Annotated in this window: 21 protein-coding genes; 14 read left to right on the top strand and 7 right to left on the bottom strand. The window is 66.2% G+C overall.

Features of this window, described 5'->3' with window-relative positions; all coding sequences use genetic code 11:
* Positions 1–18: 18 nt before the first annotated feature.
* The 11 genes from bchL (at position 19) to chrA (ending at position 9,076) form a co-directional block, all read left to right on the top strand.
* Positions 19–915, top strand: coding sequence for a ferredoxin:protochlorophyllide reductase (ATP-dependent) iron-sulfur ATP-binding protein (bchL, locus tag EV663_RS12370; RefSeq protein WP_132952304.1), 897 nt, complete (start codon positions 19–21; stop codon positions 913–915).
* Positions 915–1,601, top strand: coding sequence for a magnesium protoporphyrin IX methyltransferase (gene bchM / locus EV663_RS12365; RefSeq protein WP_132952302.1), 687 nt, complete (start codon positions 915–917; stop codon positions 1,599–1,601). The genes bchL and bchM overlap by 1 nt, the downstream gene beginning before the upstream one ends.
* Positions 1,598–3,037, top strand: coding sequence for a PucC family protein (locus EV663_RS12360; protein ID WP_132952299.1), 1,440 nt, complete (start codon positions 1,598–1,600; stop codon positions 3,035–3,037). The genes bchM and EV663_RS12360 overlap by 4 nt, the downstream gene beginning before the upstream one ends.
* Before the next feature lie 17 nt (positions 3,038–3,054).
* Positions 3,055–3,837, top strand: coding sequence for a photosynthetic reaction center subunit H (puhA, locus tag EV663_RS12355; protein ID WP_132952297.1), 783 nt, complete (start codon positions 3,055–3,057; stop codon positions 3,835–3,837).
* A 13-nt stretch (positions 3,838–3,850) separates the two neighbouring features.
* Positions 3,851–4,483: a photosynthetic complex putative assembly protein PuhB gene (gene puhB / locus EV663_RS12350; protein WP_132952295.1), complete on the top strand. Its 633-nt coding sequence runs from the start codon at positions 3,851–3,853 to the stop codon at positions 4,481–4,483.
* Positions 4,484–4,486: 3 nt separating this feature from the next.
* Positions 4,487–4,966: a photosynthetic complex assembly protein PuhC gene (gene puhC, locus EV663_RS12345; RefSeq protein ID WP_132952293.1), complete on the top strand. Its 480-nt coding sequence runs from the start codon at positions 4,487–4,489 to the stop codon at positions 4,964–4,966.
* Between the two features lie 33 nt (positions 4,967–4,999).
* Entirely contained in the window at positions 5,000–5,296 is a 297-nt protein-coding gene (locus tag EV663_RS12340; protein ID WP_132952291.1) for a hypothetical protein, read from the top strand.
* Entirely contained in the window at positions 5,293–6,408 is a 1,116-nt protein-coding gene (gene acsF, locus EV663_RS12335; RefSeq protein ID WP_132952289.1) for a magnesium-protoporphyrin IX monomethyl ester (oxidative) cyclase, read from the top strand. Before EV663_RS12340 ends, acsF begins: the two co-directional genes overlap by 4 nt.
* A complete protein-coding gene (gene puhE, locus EV663_RS12330; RefSeq protein WP_243697958.1) occupies positions 6,405–7,232 on the top strand; it encodes a putative photosynthetic complex assembly protein PuhE in 828 nt (275 codons plus the stop codon). Before acsF ends, puhE begins: the two co-directional genes overlap by 4 nt.
* A 102-nt stretch (positions 7,233–7,334) precedes the next feature.
* A complete protein-coding gene (locus EV663_RS12325; RefSeq protein ID WP_132952285.1) occupies positions 7,335–7,772 on the top strand; it encodes a c-type cytochrome in 438 nt (145 codons plus the stop codon).
* 95 nt (positions 7,773–7,867) lie between these two features.
* Positions 7,868–9,076: a chromate efflux transporter gene (gene chrA / locus EV663_RS12320; RefSeq protein WP_132952283.1), complete on the top strand. Its 1,209-nt coding sequence runs from the start codon at positions 7,868–7,870 to the stop codon at positions 9,074–9,076.
* A 4-nt stretch (positions 9,077–9,080) separates the two neighbouring features.
* On the opposite strand, the gene EV663_RS12315 is transcribed toward chrA, so the two are convergent.
* From EV663_RS12315 to EV663_RS12300, 4 genes are read right to left on the bottom strand one after another with little or no spacing between them, the layout of a single operon-like run.
* Entirely contained in the window at positions 9,081–10,001 is a 921-nt protein-coding gene (locus EV663_RS12315; RefSeq protein ID WP_132952281.1) for a hypothetical protein, read from the bottom strand.
* Positions 9,998–11,302, bottom strand: coding sequence for a TRAP transporter large permease (locus tag EV663_RS12310; protein ID WP_132952279.1), 1,305 nt, complete (start codon positions 11,300–11,302; stop codon positions 9,998–10,000). Before EV663_RS12310 ends, EV663_RS12315 begins: the two co-directional genes overlap by 4 nt.
* Complete coding sequence (locus EV663_RS12305) at positions 11,302–11,853, bottom strand: TRAP transporter small permease (RefSeq protein ID WP_132952277.1); 552 nt, start codon at positions 11,851–11,853, stop codon at positions 11,302–11,304. Before EV663_RS12305 ends, EV663_RS12310 begins: the two co-directional genes overlap by 1 nt.
* 44 nt (positions 11,854–11,897) lie before the next feature.
* On the bottom strand, positions 11,898–12,881 hold the full coding sequence (locus EV663_RS12300) for a TRAP transporter substrate-binding protein (RefSeq protein ID WP_243697957.1): 984 nt from the start codon (positions 12,879–12,881) through the stop codon (positions 11,898–11,900).
* A 147-nt stretch (positions 12,882–13,028) separates the two neighbouring features.
* Between EV663_RS12300 and EV663_RS12295 the strand changes: the two genes are divergently transcribed.
* Positions 13,029–16,673 carry a hydantoinase B/oxoprolinase family protein gene (locus EV663_RS12295; protein WP_132952275.1) on the top strand — a complete coding sequence of 1,215 codons (3,645 nt, stop codon included), beginning with the start codon at positions 13,029–13,031 and terminating at the stop codon, positions 16,671–16,673.
* On the opposite strand, the gene EV663_RS12290 is transcribed toward EV663_RS12295, so the two are convergent.
* The gene (locus EV663_RS12290) at positions 16,670–17,746 is read right to left on the bottom strand and encodes an AbrB family transcriptional regulator (RefSeq protein ID WP_132952273.1); all 1,077 of its coding nucleotides are present in this window, start codon (positions 17,744–17,746) and stop codon (positions 16,670–16,672) included. The two genes, EV663_RS12295 and EV663_RS12290, sit on opposite strands and share 4 nt — an antisense overlap.
* A 248-nt stretch (positions 17,747–17,994) precedes the next feature.
* Between EV663_RS12290 and EV663_RS12285 the strand changes: the two genes are divergently transcribed.
* Positions 17,995–19,125, top strand: coding sequence for a capsular polysaccharide export protein, LipB/KpsS family (locus EV663_RS12285; RefSeq protein ID WP_132952271.1), 1,131 nt, complete (start codon positions 17,995–17,997; stop codon positions 19,123–19,125).
* A gap of 74 nt (positions 19,126–19,199) precedes the next feature.
* Positions 19,200–20,222 (top strand): aspartate-semialdehyde dehydrogenase, encoded by a 1,023-nt coding sequence (locus EV663_RS12280; protein WP_132952269.1) that lies wholly within the window; start codon positions 19,200–19,202, stop codon positions 20,220–20,222.
* A gap of 112 nt (positions 20,223–20,334) precedes the next feature.
* On the opposite strand, the gene EV663_RS12275 is transcribed toward EV663_RS12280, so the two are convergent.
* Both EV663_RS12275 and EV663_RS12270 read right to left on the bottom strand, forming a co-directional pair.
* Positions 20,335–20,820: an RNA pyrophosphohydrolase gene (locus tag EV663_RS12275; RefSeq protein ID WP_132952268.1), complete on the bottom strand. Its 486-nt coding sequence runs from the start codon at positions 20,818–20,820 to the stop codon at positions 20,335–20,337.
* Between the two features lie 38 nt (positions 20,821–20,858).
* Positions 20,859–22,202 carry a S41 family peptidase gene (locus tag EV663_RS12270; protein ID WP_132952266.1) on the bottom strand — a complete coding sequence of 448 codons (1,344 nt, stop codon included), beginning with the start codon at positions 22,200–22,202 and terminating at the stop codon, positions 20,859–20,861.

Genomic DNA, 22,202 nt, shown 5'->3' with positions numbered 1-22,202 from the left:
GCCGCGACAGGAGGGAACATGAGCCCGAGAGATGAAATACCGGTGCTGAAGGGCGAGGACGGCGAAGGCTCTGTCCAGGTCCATCAGGACGAAAGCATGAAGATCGAGGGGGCCAAGGTCTTTTCGGTCTACGGCAAGGGCGGCATCGGCAAGTCGACGACTTCGTCGAACCTGTCGGCGGCCTTTTCCATGCTGGGCAAGCGCGTCTTGCAGATCGGCTGCGACCCCAAGCATGACAGCACCTTTACCCTGACCGGCCACCTGCAACCCACGGTGATCGACGTTCTGAAAGAGGTGGATTTTCACCCCGAGGAACTGCGCCCCGAGGATTTCGTGACCGTGGGATTCAACGGCGTGCAATGCGTCGAGGCCGGCGGCCCCCCTGCGGGCACGGGTTGTGGCGGATATGTCGTGGGCCAGACGGTCAAGCTGTTGAAACAGCACCACATGCTTGAGGATACCGACGTGGTGATCTTCGACGTGCTGGGCGACGTGGTCTGCGGCGGGTTTGCCGCGCCCTTGCAACATGCCGATCGCGCGGTGATCGTGACGGCGAACGATTTCGACAGCATTTACGCGATGAACCGGATCATCGCCGCCGTTCAGGCAAAATCGAAGAACTACAACGTGCGCCTGGCGGGGTGCATCTGCAACCGTTCCGAGGATACTGACCAGGTCGACAAGTATTGCGACCGCGTCGGGTTCAAGCGGATCGCGCACATGCCGCTGGTCGATGCGATCCGGCGCTCGCGCCTGATGAAAAAGACCCTGTTCGAGATGCCCGACGACGAGGATATCGTGCAGTGCCGCGCCGAATACATACGGGTGGCCGAAACGCTATGGAACGGGACAGAGCCCCTGGCCCCCGCGCCATTGCCTGACCGTGAAATCTTTGAACTGCTCGGGTTTGATTGATGAGCCGCAGCTACGCCAAGACCCGGGATCGCCTGGAACATTACTTTGGTCGCACCGCCGCCAAGACGTGGGAACATCTGACCTCGGATGCGCCGGTGTCGCGTATCCGCCAGACGGTGCGTGAGGGGCGTGACCAGATGCGGGCGCAGATGCTGTCGCGTCTGCCCGACGACCTGACAGGGTGCCGCGTGCTGGATGCCGGTTGCGGTGCCGGGCCGATGACGCTTGAGCTGGTTCAGCGCGGTGCCGAGGTGGTGGCCGTCGACATTTCGGCCAGCCTGCTGGAGGTCGCCAAACAGCGTATCCCCGAACGTTATCACGCCCAGATCACGTTCGTCGCCGGCGACATGCTGTCGGAAGGCTATGGCAATTTCGACTATGTCATGGCGATGGACAGCCTGATTCACTACAAGGCCGGCGATATCGCGGCGGCGCTTGCCGGGCTGGTGGCGCGCACGCGCTGCAAGGTGGTCTTTACGGTGGCGCCCAGGACCAGGCTGTTGACCGTGATGCATGTCGCCGGCAAGCTGTTTCCGCGGTCGGACCGGTCGCCCCGCATCATTCCGCATTCCGAAAAGACGATCGCGAAAGCGCTGAAAAAGGCGGGCGCGACCGGCGCGTTCCGTCCTCTCGGGCGGGTCGCCAAGGGGTTTTACATCAGCCAGGCGATGGAGCTTGAGCCATGATCATCGGCCCCCGGAAAATGGCACAGCTTGGCATGCGCTACATGCCCTTCGCGGATGCCGCGACAGCGGATTTTCCGTTGCCGCAGTTGCTGCGGCTGTCGCTGTTCCAGATTTCCGTGGGAATGGCGACGGTTCTGCTACTTGGGACGTTGAACCGTGTCATGATCGTGGAAATGGGTATCCCCGCGACGATGGTCGCGGTGATGATCGCCTTGCCGGTCCTGACCGCGCCGTTCCGGGCGTTGATGGGATTCAAGTCCGACAATTACCGCTCTGCCATCGGGTGGAAACGTATTCCCTACATGTGGTTCGGTTCGCTCTGGCAGATGGGCGGGTTGGCGATCATGCCATTCGCGCTGATCGTTTTGTCGGGTGACCAGACGCTGGGGCCGGCATGGGCGGGCGAGGTTCTGGCGGCGCTTGCCTTCCTGATGACGGGGCTGGGTATCCACATGACCCAGACCGTCGGCCTTGCGCTGGCGTCCGACCGTGCCTCGGACGACAACCGACCGCGCGTGGTGGCGCTGCTTTACGTCATGTTCCTGGTGGGGATGGGCGTTTCGGCGATCGTGATCGGGTTTTTCCTGCGCGATTTCGACCAGATCACGTTGATTCGGGTGGTGCAGGGCGCTGCCGCGATGACACTGATCCTCAACCTTGTCGCGCTCTGGAAACAAGAGCCGATGAACCCCATGAGCAAGCAGGAGAGGTCGACCCGCCCGCCGAGCTTCGGCGATGCCTGGCACGATTTTGTCCGTGGCGGCCGGGCCGGGCGCCTGTTGGCCGTGGTCGCGCTGGGCACGTTGGCCTTCAACATGCAGGACGTTTTGCTGGAACCCTATGGGGGCGAGGTGCTGGGCCTGTCGGTGGCGGCAACCACGCTGTTGACGGCGACCTGGGCGACCGGGTCTCTGGGTGGGTTCGCGTTGGCCGCGCGCTGGCTGCAACAGGGCATGAACCTTTATCGCATGGGCGCGGTAGGCATCATGTCGGGCATTGCCGCCTTCGCGATGGTGATCCTGTCCGGGCCGTTCGGTTTTGCGCCGCTGTTCTATCTGGGCGCGGCGCTGATCGGGTTCGGCGGGGGCCTGTTCGCGGTCGCGACCCTGACGGCGGCGATGTCGTTGCCGGTCGAGGGCAGCGCCGGCCGCGGCCTGGCGCTGGGCGCCTGGGGCGCGGCGCAGGCCACCGCGGCGGGCCTGTCGGTGGCGATCGGCGGCTCTGTGCGCGACGTGGTGAATCACTTTGCCCTGTCCGGGCAACTGGGCAAGGGGCTAGAGACAGCAACAACCGGATACGCGGCGGTCTACCACATTGAGATCGTCCTGCTCTTCGTGACACTCATTGTCTTGGGGCCGCTCGTGCGGCCACAGGATAGCAACCATCCCAACAGGGATTCCTCGGCCAAGATCGGGCTGGCCGACTTCCCAACCTGACCCGGAGGACCGAACCCATGGTCAATGCATTCTTTGGAACCTTCGATCTGGCCGCTCTGGCGATCTGGTCGTTCTGGCTGTTCTTCGCTGGGCTAGTCTTCTACCTCCAGCGTGCGAACATGCATGAGGGCTATCCCCTCGAAGATGAGGCGGGCAATCCTGCCGCGAACCAGGGCATGTTCTGGCTGCCCGAGAAAAAAACCTACAAGCTGCCCCATGGGCAGGGCGATCTGACCGTGCCGAACGAACTGACCGATCCGCGCAACGTCGATCTGCCGCTGAAAAAGACCACTCCGAACAACGGCTATCCGCTGGAACCCACCGGCGACCCGATGATCGACGGTGTCGGCCCGGCCTCGTGGGTGATGCGCAAGGACGTGCCCGAGCTCGATGGCCGGGGCCATCCCAAGATCCTGCCGATGGCCACGCTCAAGAATTTCAAGGTCTCGGCCGGCCGTGACCCGCGCGGCATGGATGTCGTTGCGGGCGATGGCGAGGTTGTCGGCAAGGTGGTCGACATGTGGGTGGACGAACCTGAATCGATGGTTCGCTATCTCGAACTGGAACTGGATGGCGCCCATGGTGGCGGTCGCCGCCTCCTGCCGATGCAGCTTGCCCGTATCGGCTGGCTCAAGCCCAAGGTCTATGTCCACTCGATCTATGGCAAACATTTCGCCAACGTGCCGACCACCAAGTCGACCACGCAGGTGACCAAGCTCGAAGAAGACAAGATCTGCGGTTACTATGCTGGCGGCAAGCTGTATGCCGATATCGAGGAGCGGCTCGAGTCGCAAATCTGAGGACGTTTGACGAATGCCCCATGACGACCTGGAAATAGAGCCGATCAGGGGGCTGCCCCAGGAACTGCCAGAGGATGAGGAAATTCTCTGGCAGGGGGCGCCCGACTGGTTTGCCCTAGCCCGCCAAAGTCTTTGGCTCGACTGGGTCGTAGGGTATTTCGTCCTGCTGTTCCTTTGGCGCGTCTATGCTGCCGCGCAGACCATGCCACTGGCGCAGGCGGTGACCGCCTCGTCGTTCTTCCTGGTCCTGGGGGCCGTGGTGGGCCTGCTTTTGATCATCACGGCCTTCGCCCAGGCCAGGGCAACGGTCTACACCGTCACGACACGCCGCGTCGCCATGCGAATCGGTGCCGCCGTGACCATCAACCTGAACCTGCCCTATACTTGGATTGGCACCGCGAACCTCGACCTGCGGAAATCCGGAATCGGCACAATCGCGTTCGAGCTGATCGGTGACCACAAGATATCTTACCTGTTGTGCTGGCCCCATGTCCGTCCCTGGCGGATGAGCCGAACGGAACCCGCCATTCGCTGCATCCCGGATGCGCAGAAGGTCGCGAGGATCATCGCAGAAGCGGCCGAAACCCGTGTTTCCGAACCGAAACTGACACGCGTCGCCGAGGATGACACGGCGGCGGCAGAGTGACCCATGGCTGAAAAAGACGCTGATAAACGCCCCCGCAAGGTGGATGAGATGGTCCCGCCGATCCTGGTCAAGGCCATCTTTGGCATCATGCTGGCCTCGCTGCTGATGGTGGCCTATGCCCGCATCACCGACAAGCCGCTTGCGGCGATGCCCGACCTGGACGCGCCCATCGCGCAAGAGCGCGAGATCGTGATCGTAGGCAGCATGACCGGCGCAGCCACCGTTTATGATACGCAAGGCAACGTGATCCACGATTATGCCTCTGACGAGGGCGGCTTCGTGGCGGGCATATGGCGGGTCTTGCAACGCGAGCGTGGTAAATACGACGTCCCCATGGACCTGCCCGTGCGCCTGGTCCGCTATGAAAGCGGGCGGCTTTCTCTGTTCGACGACCAGACCGGTTGGCGGGCAGAGCTTGTCGGTTTTGGTACCGACAACACCGCAGCATTCGCGCTGCTGCTGGAAGAGGAGGGGCAAGAATGACCCCCCTTGCAACAAGAAAACGGGAACCGAAAGATGGGAATATTCACCAGGGAAAAGGAGACGGCGCCCTGCACGGTTGAAGTCTCTCACAAGTTCGAAAGCCTTCACGCGCATGTTCGTTTCAACAACGGGGCGGTCGTCTATCCGGGCGACGAGGTGCTGGTCCACGGCCCCGAGATCATGGCGCCCTATGGCGCGGTGGTGACCGAGGATCGCACGGCCACCATAACGCGCGCCAGCGGGCTGGAACGTCTTTGGACGCGGCTGACCGGCGATTTCGAATTCATGGAACTTTGCGAGTTCTCCTTTTCGGGGGAGGCGCGGCTATGAACGTACACAGCGCCGATGCCACCACCGTCGAAGAGGGCCTGGCGATCCAGGAACGTCAGGCCGTTCTCGACAGCGAAACCGCCACCGCCGTGGCGATGCAGGATACCCTGCTGACCCCGCGTTTTTACACTACCGATTTCGAAGAGCTGGACGCGATCAATGTCAGCCCCGTCCGCGCGGATTGGGATCACCTGATCGCCGAGATGCGCGCCGACCCCAACAAGGGCCATTTCAAGAAGGACGACACCTGGGATCACGTCGACTGGGACGCGATGGAGCCCGAGCTGAAAAAGGAATTCATCGACTTCCTGATCAGTTCCTGCACCGCCGAGTTCTCGGGCTGTGTCCTCTACAAGGAGATGAAGCGCCGTGGCAAGAATCACGACGTGACCGAGCTGTTCCAGTTGATGGCGCGCGACGAGGCGCGGCATGCGGGTTTCATCAACGATGCGCTGCGCGAGGCGGGCATCGCGGTAAACCTGGGCTTTCTGACGCAGGCCAAGAAATACACCTATTTCCGGCCCAAGTTCATCTACTACGCCACCTATCTGAGCGAAAAGATCGGCTATGCCCGCTACATCACGATCTTTCGCCACCTCGAGGCCAACCCGGACAAGCGGTTTCACCCGATTTTCAAATGGTTCGAGGAATGGTGCAACGACGAGTTCCGCCATGGCGAGGCATTTGCCCTGCTGATGAAAACCGATCCGAAACTGACCTCTGGCGTCAACGTCTGGTGGATCAAGTTCTTTCTCACGGCCGTCTTTGCCACCATGCATGTACGCGACCATCAACGCCCGGCCTTTCACGCGGCGCTTGGCGTCGATACCGACTGGTATGGGCACGAGGTGTTTCGCAAGACATCCGACCTGTCGAAACAGATCTTTCCGATCACGCTGGATATCGACCACCCGCGCTGGGCCAAGGGGTTGAGGGTGCTGCAACGCGCAAGCATCCAGATCGATGAGGGCAAGCGCAAGGGCGGGATTGGCGGCAAGCTGACCGAATGGGCCGGGGCCGCGCGCGCGGCGCTGGCCTTTGCCGCGCTTTACACGATCCCGGCCAAACGCCACGAGGTGCCCGTCTCGACCCGGCTGGAGCCCCTCTATTGATTGCCTCGGCCTGGTTCGCGGCGCTGGCGGCGCTTTTCATCTGGTGGTTCTCCACCGGGGCGATCCTCTATGTCGTGCGCCGGGCCGAGCATCGCGGCCGCATCGGTCATCTACAGGCCACCATCATGTCCCTGCCCCTGCTCGGGGGTGGGATCTGGCTATTCGAGATCGGCCGTCATTTCGAAACGGTGGGCGCCACTTACTTGTCATTCGCGGCGGCCATCCTGATCTGGGGCTGGGTCGAGCTGGCCTTTCTGACCGGGGTGATCACCGGCCCCAATACCAGCCATTGCCATGGCGCGGCCCGCGGCTGGGAAAGGTTCATGCGCGCCTATGGCACGATCGCCTATCATGAAATCCTGTTGGTAGGCATTCTGCTGGTCATGTTGATGACCAGTCAGCATGCCCCCAATACCGTGGGCCTATGGACCTTTATCGTGCTGTTCTTCGCGCGCATCTCGGCCAAGCTGAACCTGTTTCTCGGGGTGCCCAAGATCAACGTGGAATTCCTGCCCAGCCCGCTTCTGCATCTGCCCAGCCATTTCCGCATCGCCAAGATGAACTGGCTGTTCCCGTTCTCGATCTCGGCGCTGACCTTTGCGGTGGCCTGCTGGCTGGAACGGCTGTTCGCGGCCACCGAGCCGCATGACATCGTGGGCTATGGCCTGCTGACCTCATTGACGGCGCTGGCTCTGCTGGAACATTGGCTGATGGTTCTGCCGCTGCCGGATGCGCGGTTGTGGCGCTGGATGTTGCCCGCGGCCAAGACCAAGCCGGATGACGAGGCGGCCCTTCGGCGTGACAAGGATTATGGCCGGGTGTGAAAGGGCCATTCGAGGGGGGCTAGTTGCACCTTTTAATCATTTGACCTTCCCGTCACGGCACTCCATGGTATGCCCCGGTAAAATCGAGTCAGGGAGAGACTTATGACATCGAAACTTGCTCTGGCCGCCGCTGCCGTATTGGCCGCCGGCCCGGCTCTGGCACTCGACGTGTCGGGTGACGCGGCCGCTGGTGAGGCCGCTTTCCGTCAGTGCATCACCTGCCATGTCGTGGTTGATGATGCCGGTGAAACGTTGGCCGGACGCAACGCCAAGATCGGACCGAACCTTTACAAGGTTCCTGGCCGTCACGCGGGCGAGGTCGAAGATTTCCGTTACTCGGCTTCCATGACACAGGCGGGCGAGAACGGCTTGGTCTGGATCGAAGAAGAATTCGTCAAGTACGTGCAGGACCCGACCGCCTACCTGCGTGACTACCTGGGCGATTCCAAGGCCCGCGGGGCGATGACCCACAAGGTCCGCAAAGAGCAGGAGGCGATCGATATCTACGCCTACCTCGCAAGCCTCGGTATCCACGAGTAAGATCTGCGCCTGACGCGCAAAGGGGCCGTTGGCAGGGTGCCATCGGCCCCTTTTTCGTGGCAGCATGGCCGGGCAGACGGCAGCAGGGGCAAGACATGACCGATCCGACGGAGGGCCCGTGCCCGGAGGGACGTCCGGGCGAAGTGTTTGCCGCCTTTCTGAAACTCGGGCTGACCTCCTTTGGCGGCCCGATCGCGCATCTGGGTTATTACCGCGAGGAATTGGTCGTGCGCCGGGGCTGGCTGGATGACCGTGCCTATGCCGATCTGGTGGCGCTGTGCCAGTTCCTGCCGGGGCCGGCCTCCAGCCAGGTGGGTTTTTCCCTGGGTCTGATGCGGGCGGGCTGGCGCGGGGCGTTGGCGGCCTTCGCGGCCTTCACCCTGCCCTCGGCGATCCTGATGATTGTCTTCGCCTTTGGCGCCGCGGCCCTGTCGGGGCCGGTCGGGCAGGGCGCGCTGCACGGCCTGAAACTTGTGGCCGTCGCCATCGTCGCGCAGGCCGTCCTGGGCATGGCGCGTACCCTGTGCCCGGACCGGGCGCGCGCCCTGATCGCCGTGGGTGCGGTCGCGGTGCTGGCCTTTGTGCCCGGCCCCTTTGCCATGGTTCTGGCCATCGTTCTGGGGGCGCTGGCCGGGCTGGGGCTGGGCGGCGGAACCGGGGTGGCGGTTGGCGGCCATGTGCGGCTGAGGGTATCGTCCCGGACCGGGCTGATCGCGCTGGCGGCCTTCTTCACCCTGCTTGGCGGCCTGCCGATGCTGGCCGTGTTGGGACATCTGCCCGCGCTTGTGGACGGGTTCTATCGCGCGGGCGCGCTGGTCTTGGGCGGCGGGCATGTGGTGCTGCCGCTGTTGCAGGCCGAGGTGGTGCAGACCGGCTGGGTCAGCGAAGCGGAGTTCCTGGCCGGCTACGGGGCGGCGCAGGCGCTGCCCGGGCCGCTGTTCACCTTCGCCGCCTATCTTGGGGCGGTGATGGGGCCGTGGCCCAACGGGGTGCTGGGGGCCATGATCGCGCTGGTGGCGATCTTCCTGCCGGGCTACCTGCTGCTGGTGGGCGTACTGCCCTTCTGGGACCGGTTCCGCGTCCTGCCGCGGGCGCAGGCGCTGATGCGGGGGGCGAACGCGGCGGTGGTCGGCATCCTTGGGGCGGCGTTGTATGATCCCGTCTTCACCGGGGCGGTGCGGGACATGCCCGATTTCGCGCTGGCGCTGGGCTGTGCGGTGCTGCTGGTCGCGTGGTCGATGCCCGCCTGGGCCGTGGTGGGGATCGGCGCGGCCGGGGGCGTTGGGCTGCAACTGCTGGGCTGAGCCCTCAGCGCAGGCGGAACAGCCGCGGCAGGATCAGCGGCGTCAGGTACATCGGGATCTGGTAACAGCCGAGGAACAGCAGGATCCGCTCCAGCGTTTCGGGCGGCAGGGCGGCCAGGAACAGCGCAAGGTTGCGGTTGCCCGCCACGATGGCCAGCGCGGCGGAATCGGCGTCTGGCATCCGCGCGCGGCTGCCGAAAAACAGCGCCGAGGCCGGGATCAGGTTCAGCGCGAAGGCCAGCGCGACAAAGCCCAGCACCGCCGGATCGGCGCGCAGGATCGCGGGGCCGACCGCCCCCATCAGGCCCAGCACCAGCAGGCCCATCACTGCCGTCATCACGCCGTCGATCTTCGGCACCATGGCGGGGGCCACCAGGCGGGGCACGCGCCAGCGGATCAACAGCGCCAGCCCGACCACCGCGCCGATCACCCCCAGCAGGCGCAGCGCGCCCGCGATCACCGCGCCCGCGTCGGGAAAGACCGGCAGGGTCGCCAGCACCGGGATCGCCGTCAGCGGCAACAGCGCGGTGGCGATCACCACCTGCCGCAGCGCGATTGCCGTATTCGCCCCGGTCATCACCGCCAGGCCCGGCGCTCCGCTGATCGGGGCGGCTGCCAGCACCAGAACCACGCCGATCCCCGCCACCGTATTCGCAAGCCCCGCCGCGTGCAGTCCCGCTGCCGCCACCAGCGGCAGCGCCAGTTGCAGCCCCAGCGTCTGGCCCAGCACGCCGGGCCAGTCCCGCGCGCGCGGCAGGCCCGCGCGCGGATCGGTGCGCAGGGCGGCCAGGAACAGCGAGGCGGCGATCAGCGGCACGATCAGGGGCGTCAGCGGGCGCGACAGAGACGGCAGCGCGATGCCTGCAACCAGCGCCGCAAGCAGCACCCAGCGCCCGTTGCGCGCCAGCCACAGAAGCGGTCTCATCGGGTCAGCATCGTGCTGGGCAGCCACAGCGCGATCTGCGGAAAGGCCGACAGGATCGCCACCGCCAGCACCAGCAACCCGAAGAAGGGCGCGGCGTGGCGGGCGATGCGGAAAATGTCCTGCCCGGTGATCTTTTGCAGCACGAACAGGTTGAAGCCCACGGGCGGGGTGATCTGGCTCATCTCGACCACCAGTACCAGGAAGATGCCGAACCAGATCGGGTCGATCCCGGCCTGCGTCACCATCGGCAGGATGATCGACACGGTCAGAACGACGATGGAAATGCCATCAAGGAACATCCCCATCACGATGAAGAACACCGTCAGCGCAGCCAGCAGCGCATATTGCGACAGGCCCATCTGCGCGATCCAGGCGGCCAGTTGGCGGGGGATGCCGGTATAGCCCATCGCCACGGTCAGGAACGCTGCGCCGGCCAGGATGAAGGCGATCATGCAGGTCGTGATGGTGGCCGAGCGCAGGGCCTGGGTGAAGGTCGCCCAGCTCATCCCGCCGGTGATCGCGGCCAGGATCAGCGCGCCGGTAACGCCGATCACCGCGGCCTCGGTCGGGCTGGCGACACCTGCATAGATCGAGCCGATCACCGCCACGATCAGGCCCACCACGGGCAGCAGGCGCGCCGCCGCGCCGATGGCCTTGCGCCGGTCGACGGGCGGTTCGGCCTCGGGCATGCGGGACCGGTTCAGCCGCGCCCACAGCATGATATAGCCGGAAAACAGCGCGGCCAGCATCAGCCCCGGCAGGACGCCGGCCAGGAACAGCCGGGCGATGGATTGTTCCGTCGCCGCGCCATAAACGATCAGGATGATCGAGGGCGGGATCAGGAACCCGAAGGTGCCCGAGCCCGCCAGCGTGCCGATCACCATGCGCGTGTCATAGCCGCGCGCGGTCAGTTCCGGCACCGACATCCGCCCGATGGTCGCCGTGGTCGCCGCTGACGATCCCGACACCGCGGCAAACAGGGCGCAGCCCATCACGTTGACATGCAACAGCCGCCCCGGCAGCCGCGCGGTAAAGGGCGCCAGCCCCGCGAACATGTCCGCCGACAGGCGGGAACGGACCAGGATCTCGCCCATCCAGATGAACATCGGCAGGGCGGTCAGGTCCCACACCGTCAGCCCGCCCCAGATCTTGGTGGCAAAGACCAGACCGACCGGGGCCGAGGAGGCGGCGATCATCGCCACCAGCCCCACGGCGATCAGGGCAAAGCCGACCCACAGCCCGGCGGCAAGCGCCCCGAACAGCACCACGACCAGCAGGGGGGCGAGGGCGGCGATCTCCATCACGTTTCCTCTGCCTGGGCGGCCTCGGCGGCCTGGTGGGGCGGGGTGCCGCCACGGGTCAGGATCACCACCGCCTCGATCAGGGCCAGGGTGAACAGCGCCAGCCCCAGCGTCATCACCCCCTGCGGCAGCCATAGCGGTATCTTGACCATTCCATAGCTGACCGAGCCGAAGCTGAAGCTGTCCCAGGCCTGCACCGCGCTCGACCAGGTGGCAAACCCGGCCAGCCCGGCGGCCAGCGCGGCCACGCCCGCGCCCAGCCCGCGCGCCATTGCCGGGGGCATCGCCCCGGTCAAGAGCGTCACCCGGATATGCCCGCCCGCTCGCAACGTTCCCGCAAGGCCAAGGAAAACAGAGGCGATGAACAGGAAACCGCCGATCTCTGCGATCGAGGGTATGGCCATGCCCGGCGGCTCTGCCCCCAGGATCGGGGCAATCCGGTCGGCCAGCCTGCCGCCGACCTGCACCAGCACCAACAGCGCGATGGCGACAAAACCCAGCGCCGAAAGCGCCAGCGCGGCGCCGAAAACACGGTCAAGCAACCGGCCCATGCCTGTCCCCTGTTGGCGGAAACGGGGCGCGCGGCCCCGCCCGGTCATTGCATCTCGTCTAGATAGGCCTCGATCACGCTGGCCCCGTCATCGCCAGCGACCTCAAGCCATTCGCCGGTCATCGTCTCGCCGATCGCGCCCAGTTGCGCCGAAAGTGTCTCGGAGGGCGAGGTGACGGTCATGCCGTTTTCCCTCAGCGTCGCGATCTTGGCATCCGTCTCGGCTGCCGACATGTCCCAACCGCGGGCTTCGGCCGTTGCCGCGGCCTCTAGCAATGCGGCGCGCTGGTCCTCGGGCAGGCGTTCAAGCGCGCGGGTGTTCACCACCACCATGTTCTTGGGCAACCATGCCTGGGTGTCGGTGTAATGGCTGGTGAAATCCCAGGCCTGCGACGATACCCCGGTCGAGGGTGAGGTGATCATCGCCGCCACCCGCCCCGTGGCAAAGGCGGTGGGAATATCGCCGGTTTCCACCTGCGTGGGCACCGCACCCACCAGTTGGGCCAGCCGCTCGGTCGCGGTGTTATAGGCTCGGAATGCCGCGCCTTTCAGATCCTCGGTCGAGGTGACGGGGGCCTTTGTGTAAAGGCTCTGGCCCGGCCACGGCACGGCAAAGAGCAGGGTCAATCCCTGCGCGGCCAGCTTTTCCTCGACCAGCGGACGCGAGGCAGTCCAAAGCGCGCGCGCCTCTTCATAGCTGCTGGCCAGGAAGGGGATGGAATCGGCACCGAAGACGGGGTCCTCGTTCGACAGCCGCGACATCAGGGTTTCGCCGATGGGGGCCAGGCCGCGGCGCACGGCATCCTTGATCTCGGGGTGCGCGAACAGCGAGCCCGCGGAATGCACGGTGATCGCCAGCCCGCCATCGGTGGCCTCGCCGACATCCTCGGCGAACTGGATGATGTTCTGGGTGTGGAACACGCTGTCGCCATAGGGGGTGGGCATGTCCCAGTTTTCGGCCTGTGCGGGAAGCGCGAAGGCGGCGGCGACCAGCGCACCGGCCAGCGGTTTCAGCATCGGAAAGGTCATCGGTTCAATCCCTGTTGATTTTCGGGCAGCCTGTTATTGATGAATGCGGGCCCGGTGCCCTCGGGCCGCAAGCTCAGGTTGACCAGCGCCTCCTGCTTTGTCAACAAACTGTCAAACAAGGGAAAAGCCGGGGCAAAGAGGTGCTGAATGACTGTGCAGGATGATCGCAACGATGCCCCCGGCCGCTGGGATTTCTGGATCGACCGGGGCGGCACCTTTACCGACGTGATCGGGCGCGACCCCGCGGGCCGGATCGAAGCGATGAAGCTTTTGTCGGAGAATCCGGGCGTTTACGACGATGCCGCGATCGAGGGCATCCGCCGGTTTCTGGGGGTGGCGCCGGGCGCCGCGATCCCGCCTGACCGGATCGGCACCGTGCGTATGGGCACCACCGTGGCTACCAACGCCCTGCTGGAACGCAAGGGCGACCGGACGCTTCTGCTGATCACGCGGGGGTTTCGCGATGCGCTGCGGATCGGCTACCAGGACCGGCCCGACATCTTCGCCAAGGAAATCGTCCTGCCCGAGCAGCTGTACGACCGGGTGGTCGAGGTGGACGAACGGGTGCGCGCCGATGGCACGGTGGAACGCCCGCTGGACCCGGGCAGCGTGGCCGGCGCGCTGGCCGAGGCCCGCGCCGACGGGATCGACGCGGTGGCCATCGTGTTGATGCACGCCTGGACGGCGCCGGACCACGAACGTCAACTGGCCGAGGCCGCCCGCGCGGCCGGGTTCGGGCAGGTGTCGGTCAGCCACGAGGCCTCGCCGCTGATCAAGCTGGTGGGGCGCGGCGATACCACCGTGGTCGACGCGTACCTGACGCCGATCCTGTCGCGCTATGTCGAGCGGGTCGCGGGCGCGCTGGGGGCCACGCCCCCCGATGAACCGGGGCCAAGCCTGCAATTCATGATGTCGTCCGGGGGCCTGACCGCCGCAGACCGGTTCAAGGGGCGCGACGCGATCCTGTCCGGCCCTGCGGGGGGCGTCGTGGGCATGGCGCGGACCGGGCAGATCGCCGGGCATGACCATGTGATCGGTTTCGACATGGGGGGCACGTCGACGGACGTGGCCCATTTCGACGGGTCCTTCGAGCGCGCGTTCGAGACGCAGGTCGCGGGCGTGCGGATGCGCGCGCCGATGCTGCGGGTTCACACCGTGGCCGCCGGGGGCGGGTCGATCCTGCATGCCGATCCGGGGCGGTTCCGCGTGGGGCCGGACAGTGCCGGGGCCGATCCCGGCCCGGCCTGTTACCGGCGCGGCGGGCCACTGACGGTGACTGATGCCAACGTGATGCTGGGCAAGCTGAACCCCGATTACTTCCCCGCGATCTTCGGTCCCGATCAGGACCAGCCGCTGGACCGCGACGCGGTCGCCGCGCGCTTTGCCGAGATCGCCGACCAAGAGGGCAAGAGCGCCGAGGAGGTGGCCGAGGGCTTCCTGCGCATTGCCGTCGAGAACATGGCGAACGCGATCAAGAAGATCAGCGTTCAGCGCGGGCATGACGTGACCAAATACCTGCTGAACGCCTTTGGCGGCGCGGGGGGGCAGCATGCCTGCCTTGTGGCCGACAGTTTGGGCATGACGCGGGTGCTGATCCATCCGCTGTCGGGGCTGCTCTCGGCCTATGGCATTGGCCTTGCCCGCGTGACCGAGGCGCGCCAGCAGGGGCTGGAGGTGCGGTTCGAGGATGAGGCCCTGCCCGGCATCGACGCGGCGCTGTCCCGGCTGGAGCGGGACGTGACACAGGCGCTGGCCGCCCAGGGCGTACCGGCCGAGGGCACCACCCTGACCCCGCGCCTGTTCCTGCGCTATGCGGGCACCGACACGGCGCTGCCGGTGCTGTGGTCGGGTGATGCGCAGGCCGCGCGCGCAGATTTCGAGGCCGCGCATTTGGCCGAGTTCGGCTTCACCGACCCCGACGCCCCCCTGATCGTCGAGGCCGCCGAGATCGAGGGGATGGCCGCCGAGTCCGCCGCCGGCACCGAGGATGCGGCCGACACCGAAGAGGGCGAGGCCGAGGCAGAGGCCCATGTGCCGGTCTTCTCCGGCGGGCAGTGGCAGGACGCGGCGGTGGTGCGGCGCGAACACCTGACGCCGGGCCGCGCCATCACTGGCCCCGCGCTGGTGATCGAGCCGAACCAGACCGTGGTGGTCGAACCGGGCTGGCGGGCCGAGGTGACGGCGCATGACCACATCCTGATGACCCGCGTACAGGTCGCCGCCCGCGACCACGCGCTGGGGACAGAGGCCGACCCGGTGCTGCTGGAGGTGTTCAACAACCTCTTCATGAACATCGCCGAACAGATGGGCATGGCCCTGCAGAAAACCGCGCGGTCGGTGAACATCAAGGAACGACTGGATTTCTCCTGCGCGGTGTTCGACGCGACCGGCGCGCTGGTGGCCAACGCGCCGCATATGCCGGTGCACCTGGGGTCGATGGACCGGTCCGTGGAAACGGTGATCCGGCTGAACGGGGACCGGGTGAAGCCGGGCGATGTCTATGCCCTGAACGCGCCCTATAACGGCGGCACGCACCTGCCCGACATCACCGTGGTCACGCCGGTCTTCGACGAGGGGGGCAAGGATATCCTGTTCTGGGTCGCCTCGCGCGGGCACCACGCGGATGTGGGGGGCGTGGCGCCCGGGTCGATGACGCCGCTGGCCACGAAAGTGGACGAAGAGGGCGTGCTGATCGACAATTTCCTGCTGGTCGAGGATGGCCGCTTCCGCGAGGGGCCGCTGCGCGATCTGCTGACCGACCACCCCTGGCCCTGCCGCAACCCCGACCAGAACATCGCGGACCTGAAGGCGCAGGTGGCGGCGAACGCGCGTGGCGTGGCAGAGTTGCGTCGGATGATCGAGGGCTTCGGCATCGAGGTCGTGCAGGCCTATATGGGCCATGTGCAGGACAATGCCGCGGCCGAGGTCGCCCGCGTGATCGGGCGGCTGTCGGATGGCGCATACGAATACCCCACCGATACGGGCCAGGTGATCCGGGTGAAGGTCACGGTCGATGCGGACCGGCAGGGCGTGACGGTCGATTTCACCGGCACCTCGCCCTCGCAGGCCAACAATTTCAACGCGCCCGAACCGGTGACGCGGGCGGCGGTCCTTTACGTCTTCCGCGTGATGGTGGAATCGCCGATCCCTATGAATGCCGGGTGCCTGCGGCCGGTCAGGATCGTGATCCCCAAAGGCTGCATGCTGGCCCCCGAATACCCCGCCGCCGTGGTCGCCGGGAACGTGGAAACCAGCCAGCACGTGACCAACGCGCTGTTCGGGGCGCTCGGCGCCATCGCCAACAGCCAGGGCACGATGAACAACCTGACCTTCGGCAATGCGCGGCACCAGTATTACGAAACCCTGTGTTCCGGCAGCCCGGCGGGGCGGATGAATGACGGGCGCGGCTTTGACGGCACCGACGGGGTGCATGTGCACATGACCAACTCGCGCCTGACCGACCCGGAAATCCTGGAACTGCGCTATCCGGTGGTGCTGGAGTCCTTCGGGATCGACGCGGGCTCGGGCGGGCAGGGGCAGTGGTCCGCAGGCGACGGCACCACGCGGCGCATCCGGTTCCTTGAGGCGATGGACCTGGCGATCCTGTCCTCGCACCGGTCCCGCCCGCCGCAGGGCCTGCAGGGCGGGGGCGCGGGCCGCGTTGGCCGGACCGAGGTGCATCGCGCCGATGGCCGGGTCGAGGAACTTGCCGCCTGCGACCAGACGCAGATGGCCAAGGGCGACGCGGTGGTGGTGGTCACGCCTACGGCAGGGGGGTATGGGGCGGGCTAACCGCGCCGCCGGTCCGAGATCCAACCGGCCAGCCGCGCGGTCAGGCCGATAATCCGCCCGGCATTGGGGATGATGACGAAGATCCTCACCAGGTGAAAGGCGGTGACCAACGCCAGGCCCTCTTGCAGGATCTTGGCGGTCAGCGCCATCTCGGTCACGCTGCCCGGTGCGGTGGCGAGGATCATCACCGTGCCGGGCTGGCCGGTCAGCCAGGCCAGCCCCAGGCCCATCCCCGCGCAAAGAATCGTCAGCAACAGCGACGACACCAGCGCGGCAGGGATGAAACCGCGCGCGCGACGCAACAGGTCGCGGTCGAAGACCGCGCCCAACCAGACGCCCAGGAACATCTGCGCAACCACCAGGACAGGGTAGGGAAAGGCGGTGATCGGCAAGCTGAACGCGGCGGCGAGCGCGGCACCCGCCAGGGCGCCGACAAAGAACGGGTTGGCCAGCCGTAACCGGTGCGCAACCAGTGCCCCGCCCATGCCCGCCAGCACCAGAAACGCGGCGCCGGCCAGGCTCCAGTCCGTTCGGGCCAGCATGGCGACGGGATCGCGGACCGTGCCGTCCAGTGCCACGATGCTGGGCGGGATCACGATCACGAGCGCGGTGATCCGCAGCGTCTGTGCAAAGACCACGGGCCCCGGCGCCACCCCATGCGCCTGTGCCAGCACCGCGCTTTCGACCGGACCCATGGGAACCGAGGACAGAACGGCGGTGATCACGTCCACCCGCGCCAGCCGCATCAGGGCCGCGGCGACCACGAATCCGATGGCGACGGTCAGAATGGCCGCGGCCAGCATCGCCCATAACAGCGCCCCCATGGTCGCCACCGCCTCGGGGGTAAAGGACAGCCCGACCGAGCACGCCACCAGAACCTGCCCGGCCTGTCTGGTCTGCACCGGGATCGCCACGGGTCGGTCGGCCAACCGGACGCCCGCGGCAAACAGCATCGCCCCCAGCATCCATGGCAAGGGGAACCCGATCCGGCTGGCCGCCAGGCCGCTGATCAGTGCGCCGCCGTAGATCAGGACGGCATGGGCCGGGCGGCCAAGGGCGGGGTGCATGGGCATGGGACGCGCGATTTTCGGTGCGAGGATAGATGCCCAGTGTCGATCCGCGCGCAGCCGGTTGCAAGGGCCGAACGGGCGGCGTCGGCGACATGGCGCAGAGGCCGGGGGGCGCCGCCCCCCGGACCCCCCGGGGTTCTTGGACCAAGAAGAAGGGGAGGGGATGGTGGCATGTGGTCGGGTCTTTGCTTTCCGAGCGGGGCAGGGTGCGTTATGGGAGTGGGGTTTTCTGTGCCTTGGGGGCTGAGGACATGATTGCCTGGCTTGCCGGATGGACCCGCCGCAAGGACGCGGTGTTGCGCGCGGTGGCGCGGGCGGCGGGCGGCGGGGTACGCTTGAGCGTCATCGGGGTGTCGCCGCGCGGTTTTGCCGAAACCGCCGAACGGACGGAGGCCGCGCTGGCCGTGGCCAAGCGCCAGCCAAGGGGACAGCTTGGCCGTGCGTTGAAACGCGCCCTGATCGCGGGGCAATATAACTGGTCGCGGCGATATTTCACCCGGCATCCCGATCGGATCGCGATGTGCTGGAACGGCATGACCGGATCGCGTCGCGCGTTCATGGAGGGTGCGCGCGATGCTGGCGCGAGGCGGCTTTACGTGGAACTGGCACCGTTTCCGGGCCGGGTCACGCTGGATCCGGCGGGGATCAACGCGCGCAATGGTCTTCCACGCGATCCCGGCTTTTACCGCGCCTGGGCCGCCGCGGATGGGGGCCGCCGGGGCGAGGACTGGCGCGTGCTGGGCGAGAAGCTGAGCGCGCGCGTCTCGCGCCGGGCGGATGTGGGGCAGGCGGGGGGCGAGGCGCTGGCGGATGCGGGCGATTTCCTGTTCTGCCCGTTGCAGGTGCCCAATGACAGCCAGATCACGCTGTTTTCCGGCTGGGTTGGCAGTGTCGAGGGGATGCTGGCGGCGCTGGCGCGGCATGCGGGCGCCCTGCCCGAAGGCTGGCATATCCGGGTCAAGGAACATCCCTCGGCGCGCACCTCGCTGGCCGATCCTCTGGCGCGTGCCGTCGAGGCCAGCGGCGGGCGGATCGTGGTGGACAATGCCACCGACAGTTTCGCGCAGCTTGCCGCCTCGGCGGGCGTGATCACCATCAACTCGTCGATGGGGTTGCAGGCGTTCTTTCACGACAAGCCCGTCATTGTCCTTGGTCAGGCTTTCTTTGGGTTGCCGGGGCTGGTGACGCCGGCGACCACGGAAACGGCGCTGGGGCGGGCGCTGGCCGATCCAGCGTCGCTATCCTTTGATCCCGGCCTGCGCGCGGCCTTCATGAACTATCTCGACCGGGTCTATTACCCGCGGATCGGCGAGACCCCCGATGGTCGCGTGACCATCGACCCAGCGCAGGTTGCCGCCAAGCTGGCCGCAGCGCACGCCTGACGCCCCTTTCGCCGCGCGAATCTTTCCTGTATGGCTGCGCGCTGACAGTCATCCGACGTACAAGGAGCCACCCGATGGGCTACAAGGTCGCCGTCGTCGGCGCCACTGGCAATGTGGGCCGCGAAATGCTGAACATCCTGGCCGAGCGCCAGTTCCCGGTTGACGAGATCGCGGCGCTTGCCTCGCGCCGCTCGCTGGGGAGCGAGTGCAGCTTTGGCGACAAGACCCTCAAGACGCTGGACCTGGACACCTTTGATTTCACCGGCTGGGACATCGCGTTGTTCGCCATCGGATCGGACGCGACCAAGCAATACGCGCCCAAGGCGGCCAAGGCCGGCTGCGTGGTGATCGACAACAGCTCGCTCTACCGCTACGACCCGGACGTGCCGCTGATCGTGCCCGAGGTGAATGCCGACGCGATCACGGGCTATTCGAAAAAGAACATCATCGCCAACCCGAACTGTTCCACCGCGCAGATGGTGGTGGCGCTGAAGCCCCTGCACGACCGCGCGCGGATCAAGCGGGTTGTCGTCAGCACCTACCAGTCGGTGTCCGGCTCGGGCAAGGATGCGATGGACGAGCTGTGGAACCAGACCAAGGGGATGTATGTCCCCGGCCAGGAGGTGGAACCCAGCGTCTATCCGAAACAGATCGCCTTCAACGTGATCCCGCATATCGACGTCTTCCTCGACGACGGATCGACCAAGGAAGAGTGGAAGATGGTCGCCGAGACCAAGAAGATCGTGGACCCCAAGATCAAGGTCACCGCGACCTGCGTGCGGGTGCCGGTCTTCGTCGGCCATTCCGAGGCGATCAATATCGAGTTCGAGGAGTTCCTGGACGAGGACGAGGCGCGCGACATCCTGCGCGAGGCGCCCGGCGTCATGGTCGTCGACAAGCGCGAGAATGGCGGTTACGTCACGCCCGTCGAATGCGTGGGCGATTTCGCCACCTTCATCAGCCGCATCCGGCAGGATTCCACCATCGAGAATGGGCTGAACATCTGGGTCGTTTCCGACAACCTGCGCAAGGGCGCGGCGCTGAACGCGGTGCAGATCGCCGAGGTTCTGGGCCAGCGGGTGCTGAAGAAGGGGTGACGAGCGCCGGGCGTCGCATGCCCGGTCGCCGAAAAGGCGCGGCGCCGATCCGGCGACCGCGCCGCTGTCGTCGCGTGCGGTCCCGGTGTGCCGGTCGACCGCAGAGCCCCGGTCAGTCCAGATGGGGGCTGAAATGGTCCAGGACCTGTGCGTAGACGTCGCGCTTGAAAGGCACGATGCTGTCGACCAGGTGGCCAGGGTCAAGCCAGGTCCATTCTGAAAACTCGGGATGTTCGGTGCCAATGTCGACCTGGTCGTCGCGCCCCAGATAGCGCATCAGGAACCACAGTTGTTTCTGGCCGCGATACTTGCCCTTCCATACCTTGCCCATAAGCTCGGGCGGCAGGTCGTAATGCACCCAGTCGCGTGTCTGGCCGATCACCTCGACCAGTTCGGCGGTGACGCCGGTCTCTTCCCACAGCTCGCGCAGGGCGGCGGCCTCGGGCGACTCGCCCGGGTCGATGCCGCCCTGGGGCATCTGCCAGGCGGGCTGGGCGGTATCCTTGCGGCGGCCGACAAACACGCGGCCGGCCTCGTTCATCAGCATCACGCCCACGCAGGGGCGATAGGGCAGCTTTTCGATCTCTTCGGGGGTCATGGCGTTGCGGGGCCGGCGGCGGGCCGGCCCCGTCCCTGTCACTGATTGGGGCCGAGGGCCGACAGGCCCTTGAGGATGTCGATGGCATAGGCCAGCTGGTAATCCTCTTCACGCAGCTTGGCGGCGGCCTCGGCGCGTTCGAGTTCCTCTTCCAGCTGGCGGCGCTCGTCCTCGGTCATGCTGTCATTGCCAAGCGCGCCGCGCAGGTCGGCCTCGGACCGGCTGAACCGCGAGGCAGCGCCGTTCTCGTCCTCTTCCCCGGCCTCGGGGCGGCGCGGCGGCTGGGCCACCACGATGTCTGGGGCCACGCCCAAGGCCTGGATCGAGCGACCCGAGGGTGTGTAATAGCGTGCCGTGGTCAGGCGCATCGCGCCATCGCCGCGCAGCGGGATCACCGACTGGACCGACCCCTTGCCAAAACTCTTGGTGCCGATGACCACCGCGCGGCGGTGATCCTTGAGCGCGCCGGCCACGATTTCCGACGCCGAGGCAGAGCCGCCATTGATGACCACAACGACCGGCTTGCCGTCGGTGATGTCGCCCGCGCTGGCGTTGTAGCGGTCGCTGTCCTGTGGATCGCGGCCGCGGGTCGAGACGATTTCACCCGCCTCCAGGAAAGCATCCGAGACCTTGATCGCCTGGGTCAGCAGGCCGCCGGGGTTGTTGCGCAGGTCCAGAACGACGCCGCCCACGTTCTCGGCCCCGCCCAGTTCCTCGACCGCGCTATTCCACTCTTCTTCGAGGTTGTCATAGGTCTGGTCGTTGAAGGTGGTGATTCGCAGAACCACGGTGTTGCCCTCGATACGCGAACGCACCGCGGTCAGCTTGATCGTGTCGCGGATGATGGTGACGTCAAAGGGCTCGTCCAGGCCTTCGCGCACGACGGTAATGACGATCTCGCTGCCGACGGGGCCGCGCATCATGTCGACCGCCTCGTCCAGCGTCAGGCCAAGCACGCTTTCGCCGTCGACATGGGTGATGAAATCGCCCGCCTCGATCCCGGCCTCGTCGGCCGGCGTGTCGTCGATCGGCGAGACCACCTTGACGAAGCCCTCTTCCTGCGTGACCTCGATGCCCAAGCCCCCGAACTCGCCGCGGGTCTGCACCTGCATATCGTCGAAATCCTTGGGCGGCAGATAGCTGGAATGGGGGTCGAGCGAGGTCAGCATGCCATTGATCGCGGCTTCGATCAGGTCGCCTTCGTCGACCTCCTCGACATACTGGGCGCGAATGCGTTCGAAGATGTCGCCAAAGAGATCGAGCTGTTCATAGACCGACGTCCTGGCCGCGGTCTCTTGCGCCATGAGCGGGCCGGCGACCTGCGTGGCCATCAGCGCCCCGGCGATGGTGCCGCCCAGCGCGGCGATCGCGTATCGTTTCAT

The organism is Rhodovulum bhavnagarense (assembly GCF_004343505.1).
Lineage (GTDB): Bacteria > Pseudomonadota > Alphaproteobacteria > Rhodobacterales > Rhodobacteraceae > Rhodovulum > Rhodovulum bhavnagarense.
This window is presented reverse-complemented; position numbering and strand designations above follow the sequence as displayed.